The 16463-nt window shown below is 66.2% G+C and carries 11 protein-coding genes; 7 read left to right on the top strand and 4 right to left on the bottom strand.

Annotation, left to right across the window (positions count from 1 at the left end; genetic code table 11):
- Positions 1-43 precede the first annotated feature (43 nt).
- The 7 genes from TSB10P1A_RS19335 to TSB10P1A_RS19365 all read left to right on the top strand — a co-directional run bounded on the left by TSB10P1A_RS19335 (position 44) and on the right by TSB10P1A_RS19365 (position 7043).
- Entirely contained in the window at positions 44-802 is a 759-nt protein-coding gene (locus TSB10P1A_RS19335; RefSeq protein ID WP_186389583.1) for a pyridoxine 5'-phosphate synthase, read from the top strand.
- 222 nt (positions 803-1024) lie between these two features.
- The gene (lepB, locus tag TSB10P1A_RS19340; RefSeq protein ID WP_186389584.1) at positions 1025-1777 is read left to right on the top strand and encodes a signal peptidase I; all 753 of its coding nucleotides are present in this window, start codon (positions 1025-1027) and stop codon (positions 1775-1777) included.
- Positions 1778-1801: 24 nt separating this feature from the next.
- The gene (rnc, locus tag TSB10P1A_RS19345) at positions 1802-2518 is read left to right on the top strand and encodes a ribonuclease III (protein WP_186389585.1); all 717 of its coding nucleotides are present in this window, start codon (positions 1802-1804) and stop codon (positions 2516-2518) included.
- A 35-nt stretch (positions 2519-2553) separates the two neighbouring features.
- Positions 2554-3468: a GTPase Era gene (gene era / locus TSB10P1A_RS19350; RefSeq protein ID WP_186390076.1), complete on the top strand. Its 915-nt coding sequence runs from the start codon at positions 2554-2556 to the stop codon at positions 3466-3468.
- A 28-nt stretch (positions 3469-3496) separates the two neighbouring features.
- Positions 3497-4279, top strand: coding sequence for a DNA repair protein RecO (gene recO / locus TSB10P1A_RS19355; protein WP_186389586.1), 783 nt, complete (start codon positions 3497-3499; stop codon positions 4277-4279).
- Between the two features lie 63 nt (positions 4280-4342).
- On the top strand, positions 4343-6592 hold the full coding sequence (parC, locus tag TSB10P1A_RS19360; RefSeq protein ID WP_186389587.1) for a DNA topoisomerase IV subunit A: 2250 nt from the start codon (positions 4343-4345) through the stop codon (positions 6590-6592).
- 19 nt (positions 6593-6611) lie between these two features.
- Complete coding sequence (locus tag TSB10P1A_RS19365) at positions 6612-7043, top strand: thioesterase family protein (protein ID WP_186389588.1); 432 nt, start codon at positions 6612-6614, stop codon at positions 7041-7043.
- A gap of 116 nt (positions 7044-7159) precedes the next feature.
- Here TSB10P1A_RS19365 and smpB read toward each other — a convergent pair whose 3' ends face one another.
- The 4 genes from smpB to TSB10P1A_RS19385 form a co-directional block, all read right to left on the bottom strand.
- Positions 7160-7639: an SsrA-binding protein SmpB gene (smpB, locus tag TSB10P1A_RS19370; RefSeq protein WP_186389589.1), complete on the bottom strand. Its 480-nt coding sequence runs from the start codon at positions 7637-7639 to the stop codon at positions 7160-7162.
- A gap of 53 nt (positions 7640-7692) precedes the next feature.
- A complete protein-coding gene (dapA, locus tag TSB10P1A_RS19375; protein WP_186390077.1) occupies positions 7693-8571 on the bottom strand; it encodes a 4-hydroxy-tetrahydrodipicolinate synthase in 879 nt (292 codons plus the stop codon).
- 228 nt (positions 8572-8799) lie between these two features.
- The gene (gene pbpC, locus TSB10P1A_RS19380) at positions 8800-10902 is read right to left on the bottom strand and encodes a penicillin-binding protein 1C (RefSeq protein ID WP_186389590.1); all 2103 of its coding nucleotides are present in this window, start codon (positions 10900-10902) and stop codon (positions 8800-8802) included.
- 24 nt (positions 10903-10926) lie between these two features.
- Positions 10927-16440: an alpha-2-macroglobulin family protein gene (locus TSB10P1A_RS19385; protein WP_186389591.1), complete on the bottom strand. Its 5514-nt coding sequence runs from the start codon at positions 16438-16440 to the stop codon at positions 10927-10929.
- Positions 16441-16463: the final 23 nt, after the last annotated feature.

Raw genomic sequence — 16463 nt, forward strand, 5'->3', positions numbered from 1 at the left:
CCTGCCTTCCGGTTCGACAGACCGACCTCCCCAGGAGTTTCCCATGCTCAGTCAGCGCCTGCGTCTTGGCGTCAACATCGATCACGTGGCAACGATCCGCAACGCGCGCGGCGGCCGGTTTCCCGATCCGGTGCGTGCCGCGCATCTCGCGGCCCAGGCCGGCGCCGACGGCATCACGGCGCATCTGCGCGAAGACCGCCGCCACATCTCCGACCACGACATCGCGCGACTGAGCAAGGAAATCGACCTGCCGCTGAATTTCGAGATGGCGGCAACCGAGGAAATGCTGAAGATCGCTCTCGAGGCGCGCCCGCACGCGGCGTGCATCGTGCCGGAAAAGCGCGAGGAACGGACGACCGAAGGCGGCCTCGACGCACGCGGCCAGCATAACCACCTGAAGCCCTTGATCGCGGCCCTTGCCGACAACGGTACGCGCGTCTCGCTGTTCATCGAGGCCGACAAGGCTCAACTCGATGCCGCAGTCGCCCTTGGCGCACCCGTGGTGGAACTGCATACCGGTCGCTATTGCGATCTTCACAATGACGGCGACGCGAAAGCGGCAGCCCTGGAACTCGACCGGATCCGCGAGGCCGCCCGGTACGGCGTGGCATTGGGGCTGGAGGTCCATGCTGGACACGGCCTTGCCTTTGACACTGTGGAAGGCGTCGCGGCGATCCCTGAGCTTGCCGAGTTGAACATCGGCCACTTCCTCGTCGGCGAAGGCATCTTCATCGGCCTGGAAGCGGCAATCCGCGAAATGCGGCGGCGGATGGATGCGGGGCGGGCAAGCGCCAGACCCTGAAAATTCCGCGGGAAACCAGCGCGGACCCTGCGCCCTGGCGCGGCGCGCGGCGTTTGCATTGCGTCAATTGGGGCAAGCCGGTACAAGCCTTGGAGACAAGGCGCAGTCCCTTTCCCGAATCCAGCCGAAGATCAGCGGCGATGCGGCACGGGCGGGACTGCCTCCCAGACGGGCCGCAAGCCATCAGGCCGGCGCCGGGGAGCGACCGTCACGAAGGAAAAAATGAGCGTGTCCGACGATAGCAAGAGCAAGGAAGGTGGCCTCTACGAGACCGTGAAGGTGCTTGTGCAGGCGCTGCTGCTGGCCCTGGTGGTGCGGACCCTGCTGTTCCAGCCCTTCAATATCCCGTCCGGCTCGATGATGGATACGCTGCTTATCGGCGACTATCTCTTCGTGTCGAAATACAGCTACGGCTACTCCCGATACTCGTTCCCTTACGGGCTCGTTCCGATGGAGGGGCGCATCTGGGCGAGCGAACCGGAGCGCGGCGACGTCGCCGTTTTCAAGCTGCCGAAGGATACCTCCGTCGACTACATCAAGCGCGTCATCGGTCTGCCCGGCGACGAAATCCAGATGATCGACGGGGTTCTGCATATCAACGGCACGGCGGTGGAACGGACCCAGATCGACGATTTCATCACGACAGACCAGTTCGGCAATGTGCGGCGTGTTCCCCGCTATCGGGAAACGCTGCCCAACGGGGTCACCTACGACACGCTAGACCTGACGACCCGGGGCACCTGGGACAATACCGGCATCTACAAGGTGCCGCCCGGCCACTACTTCATGATGGGCGACAACCGCGACAACTCCACCGACAGCCGTGTCCTGTCCGCCGTCGGCTATGTTCCCTTCGAGAATTTTGTCGGCCGCGCGGAGATGCTGTTCTTCTCCGTCGACGAGGATGCGTCGGCCTGGATGTTCTGGAAGTGGCCCTGGACCGTGCGCGGCAGCCGGCTGTTCAAGCTGCTGTGAAGCAGGTGGCCTAGAGACCTCGACATGAACTCCGATGTGCAGAAAAAGGCCGAGGCGCAATTGCAGAAGCGCCTCGGCCATGATTTTCGCGACAGTGAGCTTCTCGCGCGCGCCCTGACCCATGGCAGCGCCACCGCGCGCAGCGGGCCGGCGGCAAGCTACCAGCGTCTGGAGTTCCTTGGCGACCGGGTGCTCGGGCTCGCGGTCGCGACGATGCTGCATCGCAGCTTTCCCAGGGCCGAGGAAGGCGAGTTGGCGCGGCGGCTGAACCAGCTTGTGCGCAAGGAGACCTGCGCGGAAGTCGCCAGGGACCTGAAGCTCGGCGATGCCATCCGCCTTGGCGAGAGCGAGGCTCAGACCGGCGGCAAGCGCAAGATGGCGATCCTCGCCGACGTCTGCGAGGCGGTGATTGCCGCCGTTTATCTGGACGGCGGGCTCGAGGCGGCGCAAACTCTGATCGAGCGCCACTGGGGACCACGGATGACCGGCTATACCGGCCCGTTGCGCGATGCCAAGACGATGCTGCAGGAATGGGCGCAAGGACGCGGCAAGGCCGCCCCGCGATACGTGATGACGGAGCGCAGCGGCCCGGACCACGCGCCCAGCTTCACCGTCCAGGTGGAGATCGACGGATACGAGCCGGCCACGGGAACCGGCGGATCGAAACGGCTCGCGGAACAGCGGGCGGCAGAGACGGCTCTCCTGCGGGAAGGCGTCTGGACGGAGACGGATATCAAGTGAGCACCAGCGACCAGGCCCCGACCGAGGGCACCGGCATGTCCCCCGAGACGAACGAGACCGCCACCAGGGCCGGTTTCGTCGCGCTGATCGGGGCGCCGAATGCCGGCAAGTCGACCCTGCTCAATGCCCTTGTCGGCGTGAAGGTCTCCATCGTTACCCACAAGGTGCAGACGACGCGCACCCTGGTGCGCGGCATCGCCATGCACGGGGCCTCGCAGGTGATCTTCGTCGACACGCCGGGCATCTTCCGTCCCACGCGGCGACTGGAGCGCGCCATGGTAGACACCGCCTGGGGCGGCGCGCGCGAGGCCGACGTGGTTGCCCTGCTGATCGATGCGCGCAAGGGCATCGACGATCAGGTCGCCAGCATTCTGGAACGGCTCGCGGATGTGAAGCTGCCGAAGCTGCTGATCCTCAACAAGATCGACGTCACCAGGCGCGAGAAACTGCTGGCGCTGGCGCAGAAGGCCAACGACATCGTCCAGTTCGACAAGACCTTCATGGTGTCGGCCGTCACCGGCTCCGGTCTCGACGACCTGATGGAAGATCTCGCCGAGCGCGTCCCACCAAGCCCCTGGCTCTATCCGGAGGACCAGGCCTCGGACCTGCCGATGCGCATGCTGGCTGCCGAGATCACTCGCGAGAAACTGTTCCTGCGCCTGCATCAGGAACTCCCCTACATGTCGACGGTGGAGACCGAGGCCTGGGAGCAGCGCAAGGACGGTTCGGTCCGTATCGAGCAGACGATCTATGTCGAGCGCGACAGCCAGAAGATGATCGTGCTCGGCCAGGGCGGACGCACCATCAAGGCGATCTCGCAGGCCGCCCGCGCCGAAATCGCCGAGGCCGCCGGCTGCCCGGTCCACCTGTTCCTCTTCGTCAAGGTGCGCGAGAACTGGTCCGACGACCCCGAGCGCTACCGCGAGATGGGCCTGGAGTTCCCAAGGTAGCACCTCTCACCGATCTGGCCGCATACTCATGGAATGGAGCGCTGACGGTATCATCCTGGCGACGAGGAAACACGGCGAGAGCAGCCTGATCCTCGAGGCGATGACGCGCGAGCGCGGCCGGCATCTGGGTCTCGTGCGCGGCGGGCGCAGCCGGCGCATGCAGGCGGCACTGCAGCCGGGAAATCGCGTCGGCCTCGTCTGGCGGGCCCGCCTCGACGATCACCTCGGTCTCTACGCCATCGAGCCGCTGGAACTGCGCGCCGCCCAGTTGATGACCAGTTCGACCGGCGTCTACGGCATCCAGGCGCTCGCGGCCCTGCTGCACTTCCTCCCTGAACGCGATCCGCATCCGCAGCTTCATGACGGGCTCGAGGCGATCATCGCCCATCTGCACGAGCCGCTGGTCGCCGGTGCGCTGATGGTGCATTTCGAATTGCAGGTCCTTGCCGAGCTCGGCTTCGGGCTGGACCTGACGGAATGCGCCGCAACGGGACGCAGCGACGACCTGATCTACGTGTCGCCGAAATCGGGACGCGCGGTCTGCCGCGAGGCGGGGCTTCCTTACGCCCCTCGCCTGCTGCCCCTGCCGCCGTTTCTGGCGCCGGCGACATCGTCGGCACGCGAGGGCGGTATCGCTTCCGAACCTTCCGGGACGCTTCCCGATCGCAAGGCGCTGGAGGATGCCTTCCACCTCACCGGCTACTTTCTCGACCGGCATGTTCTCGCCCCGCGCCTGCTACAGATGTCTCCGGCCCGCGACGGGTTCATCGAGGCGATCAAGCGCCAGCTCCAAGAGGCGGAAAGCGGCTGAAAACCGCCATTGGTGACGGCTCGCGCATTGCCTCGGACCGCGAATGCCTGTAGCGAGTAAGGCATGGGAAAAGACCTGATTCAGCCGGGCGGCATCGAGCCTGTCGACCTTCGTTCGGCGCTCGAGGAGCGCTACCTCTCCTACGCGCTGTCGACCATCACCCACCGCGCGCTGCCGGATGTACGCGACGGGCTGAAGCCCGTGCATCGTCGCCTCCTCTATGCGATGCGGCTGCTCAAGCTCGATCCGAATGCCGGCTTCAAGAAATGCGCCCGCGTCGTCGGCGACGTCATGGGTAAATATCACCCGCATGGCGACCAGGCGATCTACGACGCGCTCGTCCGCCTGGCGCAGGACTTTGCCGTCCGCTACCCGATGGTCGACGGTCAGGGCAACTTCGGCAATATCGACGGCGATAGCGCGGCGGCCATGCGCTACACGGAAGCGCGCCTCACCGACATCGCCGTGCGCACCCTCGACGGGTTGGATGAGGACGCGGTCGACTTCCGCGAGACCTATGACGGGCTCGACAAGGAGCCCGTGGTGCTGCCGGGCGGGTTTCCCAATCTGCTGGCGAACGGCGCGGCCGGCATCGCCGTCGGCATGGCGACCTCCATTCCGCCACATAATATCGGCGAGCTCTGCGCCGCCGCGCAGCATCTGATCAAGACGCCCGGTGCCTCGACCGAAGACCTGCTGCAATTCATCCAAGGGCCGGACTTTCCGACCGGCGGCATTCTGGTCAAGAGCGACGCGGCCTACCTGGAGGCCTATGAGACCGGCCGCGGCGGCTTCCGCGTGCGGGCTCGCTGGGAGGTCGAGGATCTTGGCCGCGGCACCTGGCAGGTCGTGGTCACCGAGATCCCCTATCAGGTGCAGAAGTCGCGGCTGATCGAGAAGATCGCGGAGTTGCTGCAGGCCCGCAAGCTGCCGCTGCTCGATGACGTTCGCGACGAGTCCGCCGAGGATGTCCGCCTCGTCCTCGTGCCGCGCAGCAAGAATGTCGATGCGGCGCTGCTGATGGAGTCGCTGTTCAAGCTCACCGACCTGGAGAACCGCTTCTCGCTCAACATGAACGTCCTGTCGGGCGGCCGCATTCCCATGGTGATGGGGATCAAGCAGGCCCTGCAGGAGTGGCTCGACCACCGCAAGGACGTCCTGGTTCGCCGTTCGCAGCACCGACTGGCGCAGATCGAGCATCGGTTGGAAGTGCTCGGCGGCTACCTTATCGCCTATCTCAACCTCGACGAGGTAATCCGCATCATCCGCGAGGAGGACGATGCCAAGGTGTCGCTGAAGGCGGCCTTCGGCCTGACGGACGTGCAGGCCGAGGCGATCCTCAACATGCGGCTGCGCTCGCTGCGCAAGCTCGAGGAACTCGAGATCCGCAAGGAGCACGACAAGCTCACTGCCGAGCGCGACGAGTTGCTGACGCTGCTTGGCTCCGAGGCGCGCCAGTGGACGAAGATCGGCAAGCAGATCGGCGAGATGGCCAAGGCCTACGGACCGGAAACACCGCTCGGCAAGCGCCGCACGACTTTCGGCGATGCGCCCGATCACGACCTGACAGACATTCATCAGGCGATGATCGAGAAGGAACCGATCACCGTCGTCATCTCGCAAAAAGGTTGGATCCGGGCCCTGAAAGGGCATCAGTCCGACCTCTCCTCGCTGACCTTCAAGCAGGACGACAGTCTGAAACTGCACCTTTTGGCGGAGACGACGGACAAGCTGCTCGTCTTCACCACCGGCGGCAAGTTCTTCACGCTCGGCGCCGACAAGCTGCCGGGCGGGCGCGGCCATGGCGAGCCGATCCGCCTGATGGTCGACATGGAGGAAGGTCAGGACGTCATCGACGTCTTTGTCTATCGCGGCGACCGGAAGCTTCTCGTCGTCTCCGACGAAGCGCGCGGCTTCGTGGTCAACGAGGCCGATGTCGTCGCCAATACCCGCAAGGGCAAGCAGGTCCTCAATGTGACGCCGCCGATCGAGGCGCGGCTCTGCGTTGCCGCCGAGGGCGACCATGTGGCGATCATCGGGCGCAACCGGAAGCTGCTCGTCTTCCCGTTGGCACAGGTTGCGGAGATGGCACGTGGGCGCGGCGTGCGGCTGCAGCGCTATCGCGACGGCGGCGTGTCCGACGTGACGGTGTTCAAGGCCGAGGACGGCCTGTCCTGGGTCGACTCGTCCGGACGCAGCTTCAACCGCAAGATGGACGAGTTGACGGATTGGCGCGGCGACCGCGCCCAGGCAGGACGCCTGCCCCCCAACGGCTTTCCGCGCACGAACACGTTCGGCCGCCGCACGCTGTGACGAGAGGGAGTGTCTGCCAATGACCCGCCCCACACCGCTGACCCGTGACGATTTCCGCCTGTTCCGGTCGATCCCGACGCGCTGGATGGATGTCGACATCTACGGCCACGTCAACAATGTCGAGTATCTGAGCTATTTCGATACAGCGGTGAACGGCTGGCTGATCGAAGAAGGCGTGCTCGATCCGCGAGGCTCCGAGACGGTGTTTCTCGTCGTCGAGACGCAATGCGCCTATTTCTCGGAACTGACTTTTCCCGGCACAGTGACGGCCGGGGTCAGGGTCGCCCGGCTCGGGGGCTCGTCGGTGACGTATGAGATCGCACTCTTTGCCGGCGAAGAACATGCCGCCAGCGCGCAAGGCCGCTTCGTCCATGTTCAGGTCGATCGATCCACAAGGCGTCCGGTTCCGATCGACAGCGAAAGGCGCGCGCTGTTGAGCACGATCCTCTAAAATCCGGATCTCGTGAACTTCGAGTAAGTTGTGGAAGTTTTCTGAAGTAAAATATCAGGAACAAAGCAAAAACGCGCACTGCGTTTTCCACCACTCACCCAGAGTTTTCCCCCAGCTTATCCAGCGTTTTTCAACAGGCGCGCCTTTTCCCGGTTCCAGTCGCGCTGACGCTCGGTCTCGCGCTTGTCGTGCAGCTTCTTGCCGCGCGCAAGTGCGAGCTCGACCTTGGCCCGTCCCTTTTCGTTGAAATAGAGCTTCAGGGGAACGATCGTCTTGCCGTCCTTGTCGACGGCGAGGGCGAGCTTAGCCATTTCCCGCTTGTGCAACAGGAGCTTGCGCTTGCGGCGCGGCTCATGGTTGAAGCGGTTGGCCTGCAGGTATTCGGGAATGTAGGAATTGATCAGCCAGAACTCCCCGCCCTCGAAGCTGGCGTAGGATTCGGCAATCATCGACTTGCCCTCGCGCAGCGCCTTGACCTCGGTCCCCTTGAGCTCGATCCCCGCTTCCAGCGTGTCCTCGATCTCATAGTTGAACCGGGCCTTGCGGTTGTCGGCGATAAGCTTGCGGTTGCTGTCGGCGGCGCTCTTTTGGGCCATTTTCATTTACCGGCGCCGGGCAGCGGATCACGCCGCCCGGCAAACCGTCCTTGTCAGTTGAGCAGACCCGCATGGGTCATGGCATCGCGAATTGCAGCCTTGGTCGGCTCGGAGACCGGAACCAGCGGCAGGCGCAGCTCGTTCTCGAGCTTGCCGAGCAGCGACAGGGCGTATTTCGCCCCGGTCGGGTTCGGCTCGATGAACAGCGCATTGTGCAGCGGTGCCAGCCGATCCTGGATCGACAAGGCCGTTGCGAAATCGCCTGCCAGCATCGCCTCCTGGAACTGCGAACAGAGCCGCGGCGCAACATTCGCCGTGACCGAGATGCAGCCCGTCCCGCCATGGGCGTTGAAGCCGAGCGCGGTGATATCCTCGCCCGACAACTGGACGAAATCCGGCCCGCACAGCTCGCGCTGGCGGCTGGCACGCGACATGTTCGCAGTTGCGTCCTTCACACCCTTGATGTTGCGCGACGTCCTGAACAGCTCCGCCATCGTCTCCGGTTGCATGTCGATCACCGACCGGCCGGGGATGTTGTAGATGTAGATGGGGATGCCGACGACAGCATCGATGGCCCGATAGTGGGCGATCAGACCAGCCTGGTTCGGCTTGTTGTAATAGGGCGTCACGATCAGCAGGGCGTCCGCGCCGGCCTTCTCCGCATGGGTGGCGAAGTCAATGGCCTCGACGGTGTTGTTCGAGCCCGCGCCCGCCATCACCGGCACGCGGCCGGCGGCGGCCTCGATGCACAATTCAATGACGCGCTTGTGCTCGTCATGGCTCAGCGTCGGGCTCTCGCCAGTGGTGCCCACCGGCACAAGCCCATGGCTGCCCTCTTTTATCTGCCAATCCACAAACTCCTGGAACGCTTTCTCGTCGACCGCTCCATTGCGAAACGGCGTGACGAGTGCGGGGATGGATCCCTTGAACATGCTGGACCTCTTGGAGTGTGGCGTTTGACCGGACAGGCTGTCCGGGTGGCGCACAATAGTCGGCGCGCGGGACTGACGCAACATTGAGCCGGACTTCTCCCGCGGTCGCGGCAATCGCACTTGTCGCGGCAGTTTCCGACGTCGTCTCGCGTGGGAGCCGGAACACGGCGGGGCTCGAGAGACGAGACCGAGATTGCCCGCCCCCGATGAGTTCCGGGCAGGGTAGACTCATCGGAGGTCGAGCGTCACGCGGGCGGAATTGCCATCCGCGTCGATGACCGAGATGGTGGACGCGCCGGGTCCGTCCGGTTGCCAGACCAGCGATGTCGCAAAGGGCCCGCTCGCCACCGGTGCCCCGTTGGCGAGCCAGAGGAACGGCGCCCGGCCCCTGCGGAGCTTCACCACCAGCGCCGCATCGCGGCCCTCGCCAAGTCCCAGGTCCACTGTCGCTCCGTCCGGCGGGAAGAATATCTCGGGCCCACGCCGGGCATGCTGGCCGTCCGGACGCACCACCGTGCGAGCGTAGCGCATGGGCGCTGGCACCGCATCCACCAGCGGATCGAAATCGCGAGGCGGCCTTGGCAACGGTGTGCGCCGCGCGGCCACACGCTGAAACGCGTCGAACAGCAGCGGCGCCGCCGACTTGTAGCCGGTCAATCCCGGCACCGGCGTTCCATCGGCACGCCCGACCCAGACGCCGATGGTGTGACGACCGTCGAACCCGATTGCCCATGCATCACGGTAGCCGTAGGACGTCCCGGTCTTGTAGGCGATGCCGGCACCATTCGCCGTATCGGGCGGCGGCACTTCCGACAAGATGTCGGCGATCCGCCAGGCCGCGGTCTCGGACAGGAAGCGGCGGCCCTCCGGCAGCAGCGCCTCTCCGCTCCCCTCGGCAAGGCTCTCGCGCAGCGGAACCGCCACGCCGCCGCGCGCGATGCCGGCATAGAGGGCCACCAGGTCGCGCAGCGAGATGCCGAACCCGCCAAGCGCGGCCGCAAGTCCCGGCGCCTCTCCGGCGGGGAAGCGCGGCGAGGTGCCGGCCCGCTTAAGCCGCGACACGAACCGGGCAACGCCGACCGCATCGAGCAGCGCGACCGCTGGCACGTTGAGCGAGGCGGTCAGGGCTTCGCGGACACGAACCGTGCCTTGAAAGGAAAGATCGAAATTCGTCGGGCTGTAACCGGCGACGGTGGTCGGCCGATCCTCGATCAGGCTGTCGGGATGCGCCACCCCCTGTTCAAAGGCCAGAGCATAGATCAGCGGCTTCAGCGTTGAACCGGGCGAGCGGATGGCGCCCGTCATATCCACATGGCCGCGCCGTGCCTGCGACAGCAGCCCGGCCGATCCGACCCGCGCCAGGATCTCGCCGCTGCCGTGGTCGGCAACGATCACGGCCGCCGACACATGGCTGCCGAGCCGTCCGGCGCGCTCGGCGACCAGCGCCTCGAGCCGGGCCTGCACGTCCGCATCGATGGTCAGGCGCTGATCGGCCGCTTCGCTGCGGGCGAGTGCCTGTCGTGTCGCATGGGGCGCAAGCATCGGCACTGGCCGGCGCGTGCGGGGGATGGCCTCCTTCTGCGCGGCGACCACATCCTCGTGGGAGAGCAGACCCGCTGCCTGCGCCGCCGCCAGCACCCGATCGCGTGCGACGCGCGCCGCATCGGGAAACCGATCCGGCCTGCGTGCCTCGGGCGACTGCGGCAAGGCCACGAGCAGCGCGGCCTGCGCCGGCGTCAGTCGGGCAGGCTCCTTGCCGAACCATGCGTGGCTGGCCGCCCGCACGCCCTCGATATTGCCGCCGAACGGGGCGCGAGCGAGGTAGAGCGACAGGATCTCCCGCTTGTCCAGATGGCGCTCCAGCGCAAGCGCCAGCACGATCTGCCGCCACTTCGACACAGGCGTGCGCGTCGGCGTCTCCGTCAGCAGCCGCGCGGTCTGCATGGTCAGCGTCGAGGCGCCCGACACGATGCGTCCGTTCGCCAGCGACTGGGCGGCGGCCCGCAGGATCGCCAGCGGGTCGACACCATGATGATCGTTGAACCGTCGATCCTCATAGGCCAAGAGCAGGCTCAGATAGAGCGGATCCACATCCTCGGGGGAAGCCGGCATCCGCCAGCGGTCATCCGCCGTCTGGAAGGCGCGCAACAGCCGGCCATTCCGGTCGCTCACCGACCGGGACATCTCGACGGCGCCGGGCAGACCCTCCCGATCCAGCGTGGCAACCTGGACCGCCAGCGCCGCGGCGAGCGCGGCAAGACCCAAGAGGCCGGCGCAGCACAGGCCAATCGCCAGCCGCCGCACCCGCCTGCCAGGTTTCGCCTGCCTCATCCGCCTGCCTTTCCCGCCCCACCGTCAGCGCAGCGGGCCGAGCACTTCCAGCCGCCCGGTGTCGGTGCGGGCCGCAAGATCGGGCCGATACATGTCTTCCACCGTCGCGGGCGGATGGGCGAAGCTGCCCGGCAGCGCCGCGCGTGCCAGATAGGCGAAGGTCATCACGTCGAGGTTCTGCTGCGTTTCGTCCAGCGCAACCACGAAGCGGTCGTCACGGAACTCGACATGTTCCGTGTTGTCCACCGTCGACAACCAGTCCAGGCCACCAAGGTCACCAGAGCGCACCAGCCGCGGGTTGTCGATGACGAGGCCCGCCGGCAGACGGTCCACCACCATGATCCGCCCCCTGCCCGGCCGATCACGGGTGACCGTCAGCACCACGGCCACGCGGGTGTTGAGCGGCACCGCTTCGGTAGACAGTTCATTGCCGTCGAGATCGTAGAACGCTCGGGTGATGCTGTAGCCGGTACCACCGGCAGGCTCCGGCTCGACCGGCCGGCCGCTGACGGTGATCACCACATCGGTGGCCTTGTCGCCGCGGTTTTCGATCCGCATCGGCTGTGCGGACACCGCCGTGCCCGCAAGCCGCCTGTCGAGCCGACCGGACACCGGAGATCCATCCACGGCAAAGCGCGCGGCCTCCGCCTTCTTCTCCAGTTCATGACCGGCAAGCAGCAGCCAGGCCATGTCCTGCGTCGAAAGCACGGGCGTCGCGTCCTGCCGATTGGCGACATCGCGTGTCAGGGCCGCCGCATCAACGGACGTGGCGCTGGCGCGGGTCACATAAGCCAGCACACCGGCATTGTCGCGCAACACGGTGCCATAGTCCGAACGGTAGCTGAGCATCTCGACGCGCCCGCTCTCCCCGACCGCGGCAGCGAAAGCACGCTCCGCGCGGCCGGCTTCGCCGTAAAGCGCGAGCGCGGCGGCGATCTGCGATTTGGCGAGCGACGTTGCGAAATCGTCGAGTTTCACATCCGCGTAGTAACGCAGATCTCCGATCGAGGCGCGTCCGGCGCTGGCCAGAACGTAGAGCGCATAGGCGATCGCCTCGCCGCCATCGTTGAAATCGGACGCATAGGCGATGCGGTTCTCCAGGTTCTCCAGTGCGGACTCCAGGGCAAGCGAGGGGATGTCGTAGTCCCGCTCACGTGCCCGCAGCAGGAAATCGGTCACATAGGCATCGAGCCACGTGTCCTGAGACCCGAAGCTCGACCACAGGCCGAAGGACCCGTTCGAGCTCTGGTTTCCAAGCACACGAACGATTGCCTGCTCCACCCGCTTGCGCACCTCGCCATCGGTCTCCAACCCGCTCGCGACGGCGAGTTCGTTCAGATAGAGCAGCGGCAGCGCCCGGCTCGTCACCTGTTCGGTGCAGCCATAGGGATACCGATCAAGGGCGGCGAGCAGGCCCGGAATGTCGATCCGGGCGGCGCCGCCGGCCGAGACCGTCACGCTGGCGCCGGACGGCACGATGCCGGCGAGCGTGCCGCCGTCCAACGTCAGGCCGGCCCCGGCCGCGAGCGTCACGAAGGAGCGACGCATCAAGGGGGGCATGGTGTCGCGAACGCCGAGAGCCAAGGTCTTTTCCGCGACCGGGCCATCCGGCCCGGCGAGCGTCAGCGTCAGGGACGCATCTCCCGTGCCTGTGTCGGCCATCAGCGGAATGCGCAGGGTCTGCCGTTCGCCGGCGGCAAGCGTCAGCGTGCGGGAGGCGTCCTCCGCCTGCAACCAGACCGGCCCATCGACGATGGTCTGCAACACATAGTCACCTGCCTGCCCCTCGACATTGTCGATCTCGACCAGAAGACGCGACTGATCCTCCGGTGCAAGGAAGCGCGGCAGGGTGGCGGTGACAACGAGCGGATCGCGCACGGTCACCTCACGCTCGGCATGCCCGACGCCGCTTTCGCTCCAGGCGACGGCGGTCAGACGCACCGTTCCGTTGAAGTCCGGCACCTCAAAGGAGACCATGGCGCGTCCGTCGGCGTCGGTCTCAACAACGCCCGAGAACAGCGCCATCGGCTCTTCCTGCGGCGGCGGCACGGCGGACGCCAGTCCGCCGCCATCGCCGCCGGACCGCACCACACCGAGATCGCCCACGGTCCGGTCGATGAGTTCGCCGTAGTAGTCGCGGATTTCCATACCAAGACGCCGCTGGCCAAAGTACCAGCCGGCCGGATCCGGGGTCTGGAAACGGGTGAGGTTGAGAATGCCGACATCGACCGCGGCAACCGTCACGAAGGCCGGCGTGCCGGCAGGCTGGCCCTGGATCGTCAGGCCGACTTCCATGGTCGAACGCGGGCGCAGCGTGGCCGGCGCCTCGATCTCGACCGTGTGGCGACGCTCGCCCGGATCGACGGAAAGCCACTGCAGGCCGAGCGCCCGCGAAGGCATCCGCTTCGCCTCGACATCCATCGGACGCAGCAGCGTCGCGGTGACGTAGACACCGCTGCTCCAGTCATCGGTGACGGTGAGATCGATCTCCGTCTCCCCCTGCGCCACTTCGACCACGCGGCTTTCGATCAGCCGATCCGCCATCACCGACACCAGAGCAGTGCCGTCGAAACGAGGCTTCAACCGCAACTTCGCCGTCTCGCCAGACCGGTAAGCCGTCTTGTCGAGGCCGACATCCAGCACATCCGGCGTCTGCGACGACGCCGAGGAGACGTACCAGCCGGCATTGAAGGTGAGGCTCGTCGCTGCCGGCTCGCGCCCGTTGGCAACCACTTCAAGGCGATACTCACCCCACTTCACCGGCACCGACAGACGGGCCAAGCCGTCCTTGGTGACGGCAAGGTCGCCACTTGCGATCTTGCGGCTCGTCGTTACCGGCTCGAAGGACCAACGTCCATCCGACCTGTACCACTGGTAGCGGGTGTCGATGTTCAGGAGCGTCCACTGGACGTCCGCCGAGATCCGCTCGCCTTGCGCGTCAAGGGCAATGATCTCGAACTCGGCCGGAGCTCCCTCGTCGACGCCCCCGTCGAACGCCGGCTTGACACCGATCCTGCGACCGTCGGCGACGACCGGCAGGTCGAGGCCGCGCTCAACATAGCGCCCGCCGGCTTCGACCACCCGGGTGATCACCGTGGCCGTGTAGCCGGCAGTCGTCGGCTGCAACTGCGGCACGGGAAGCGTGAAGCTCGCCTTGCCGTCGTCATCGGTCGAGATCCCGTCGGGAAGGGACGCCCGTTCCGGCCAGATCTGCTCGTCGGCGAGACCGAACGTGTAGCCCGGATAGGCCGGCGACTGCCGGGTCGGGGACACCACGACCTCTCCTTCGATGCGCTGTCCCGAGGCGGGGGCACCGTAGAGGAACTTCGCTTCCAGCGAGACGGTCGGCGGCGTCTCCGGGTCGAAGGCCTTGGCCTCGGTCTGCGGCGTGAAATCCACCCGTTCCGGCTGATAATCCTCCACCAGGAACGACAGGCGCGCCAAGGCCTCTCCCTTCGGGTCCGCGTGGATCCTGACCGACCAACTCCCTTGCTGCGCGGTGGCAGGAACCTGCAGGGCGTGAGATCGCCCGCCGGCGCCAGCGTCACCGATCATCACGCGGCTGTGCTCGACCCCATCGGGACGCTCATAAATGAAGGTCAGGGGCAAGTCGGTCGTCGCCCGGGCATCGCGGTCGCGGGCCATCGCGCCGACATGCACCGTCTCGCCCGGGCGGAAGACGCCACGATCAAGCCAGGCGAACACATCGACGGGACCTGGCGCCGCGCGGCCTTCAACGCCCCGGTCGGACAGATCGAAGGCCGGCTTGGTCAGATCGAGAAAGGCATAGTCGCCATTTTCGGAAGTTTCGGCACTGACCAGCGCCGGTGCCCTGCCGCCCGTCCCGCGCGACAGGCCCGGCGGAAACCGCGCGAAGCCGTCCGCATCGCTGGTGGCCTCGCCCAGCACCTCGTTGTTGACCGCGACCAGACGAATTTTCGCTCCCTCGACAGGCCCGGCATCGGACAGCCTGCGAACGACGACCGCCGTTTCCTGTGATCCGGTATAGGCGCTGACGCCAAGATCCGAGACGAGGAACCATTGGGTTGCGTGAGCTCCCCAGGCGTTCTGCGTGTCGCCGCGGGGCCGGGCGACCATCGCGTAGATGCCCGGCTGCATGGTCAGCCCGAACTCGGCGACGGGAACCGCGGTGGTCACATCCTGGTTCAGGCGGAGTTCGGTTTCGACCGTTCCCGACCACAGCTTTTCACCATACTCGTCGCGGACCTGCTCGGAGCGATAGTTGTCGAGCTGCGACAGGATCCGGCGATCGCGCAGGGCGGGCGAAAGGCCGCGCTCGCCGATGCGGTAGATCTCCGCCTCGACGGTGTTGGTGTTGACGGTAACCAGAGGGATCGTGGCGCCCTCGCCCGAGGGCAGAACATAGGCACGACCGAGGAAGCGCACGGAGGGCTCGCGGTCGCGGACATAAACGGTCAGTTCGGCCGACTTGTCCAGCGTCTCGCCATCCGCCGACGGGACACCCGAGCGCAGCAGCACTCCGTAGCGCTCGCCGTGCCGAATGCCGTCAATGCAGATCTGGGCACCGTCTCCCTCGATGGAAACCGATCCCGCGCCGGTCACCTGCACGAAGGGCGAGAAATCCAGCCCCCTCTGCAGGGTTTCGGAAAAGACGACGCAGATGCGCGGTGTCGCCGCATCGGAATCGACCTGATGGTCGAGAATGCGGAAGCCGTAGCTCGCCACCATCTGGTCGTAACGCTGACGGCGCGTCGATGTCTCCTCAAGCGCGAGGGCGGCCCGCAGGGCTTTGATCGCCGGCTTGTACAGTTGGCGGCGCTCCAGCGCCGAGACGAGAATATCGAGGGCCTGGACACGCTCGTCCTGGCTGCCGGACACCAGATAGGCGTTGATCGCGGCACCGGTTGCATCGGCCTCCACCTGGCGCTGTCGCTGCCAGTCCGAGGGCCGCTGAGCCAGCAACGATCCGGCCAGTCCTGTCCACAGGTCCGGGCGTTCGGCATCGACCGTCAGGGCACGGGCGAACTGGCGTTCGGCCTCATCGAAATCGCGGCTGCCAAAGGCCGCGCGCGCCTGGTTTTCCAACTGGCCGACGCTTTCTCCGCCCGCCCTGAAATCGCGTGGCAACCGCCGGGCATAGGCCGCCGCATCGCTCACCAGCGAGCCGGACAGGAAGGCCAGTTCGTCGCCACGCGCCTTGCGGCTTGCATCGTCGCGCCGCGCCACCGTGACGATGCGCCCGGCCACAGCGCCCGTGAAGGCCTGCAACTGGCCCACATCGGATTTCATGAAACACCAGCGCGCCGAGGTGTTGTAGGTGAAGGCGCGGCACTGCCTGCTCTCCAGGCACGCCGCCTTGCAGGTGTCGAGGTCGACGTCCTTGAGCGTCTCGAAATCCGCGCCGAAATAGTCGGCATTGTCGATCGTGACGATCCGTCGCTCCGACGCGTCCTGGGCCTGTGCCTGCGGAGCTTCCGTCACACCCAAGACCAGCAGGCCGGCGAGCGCCGGAACCACCAGGCCGCCGAGGCCGAAGAACCCGAACTTGCCGCGCATGCCTACCCCTTCCCCCGATCTTC

The sequence above is a fragment of the Stappia sp. TSB10P1A genome, from assembly GCF_900185725.1.
In the GTDB taxonomy this organism is placed as follows: domain Bacteria; phylum Pseudomonadota; class Alphaproteobacteria; order Rhizobiales; family Stappiaceae; genus Stappia.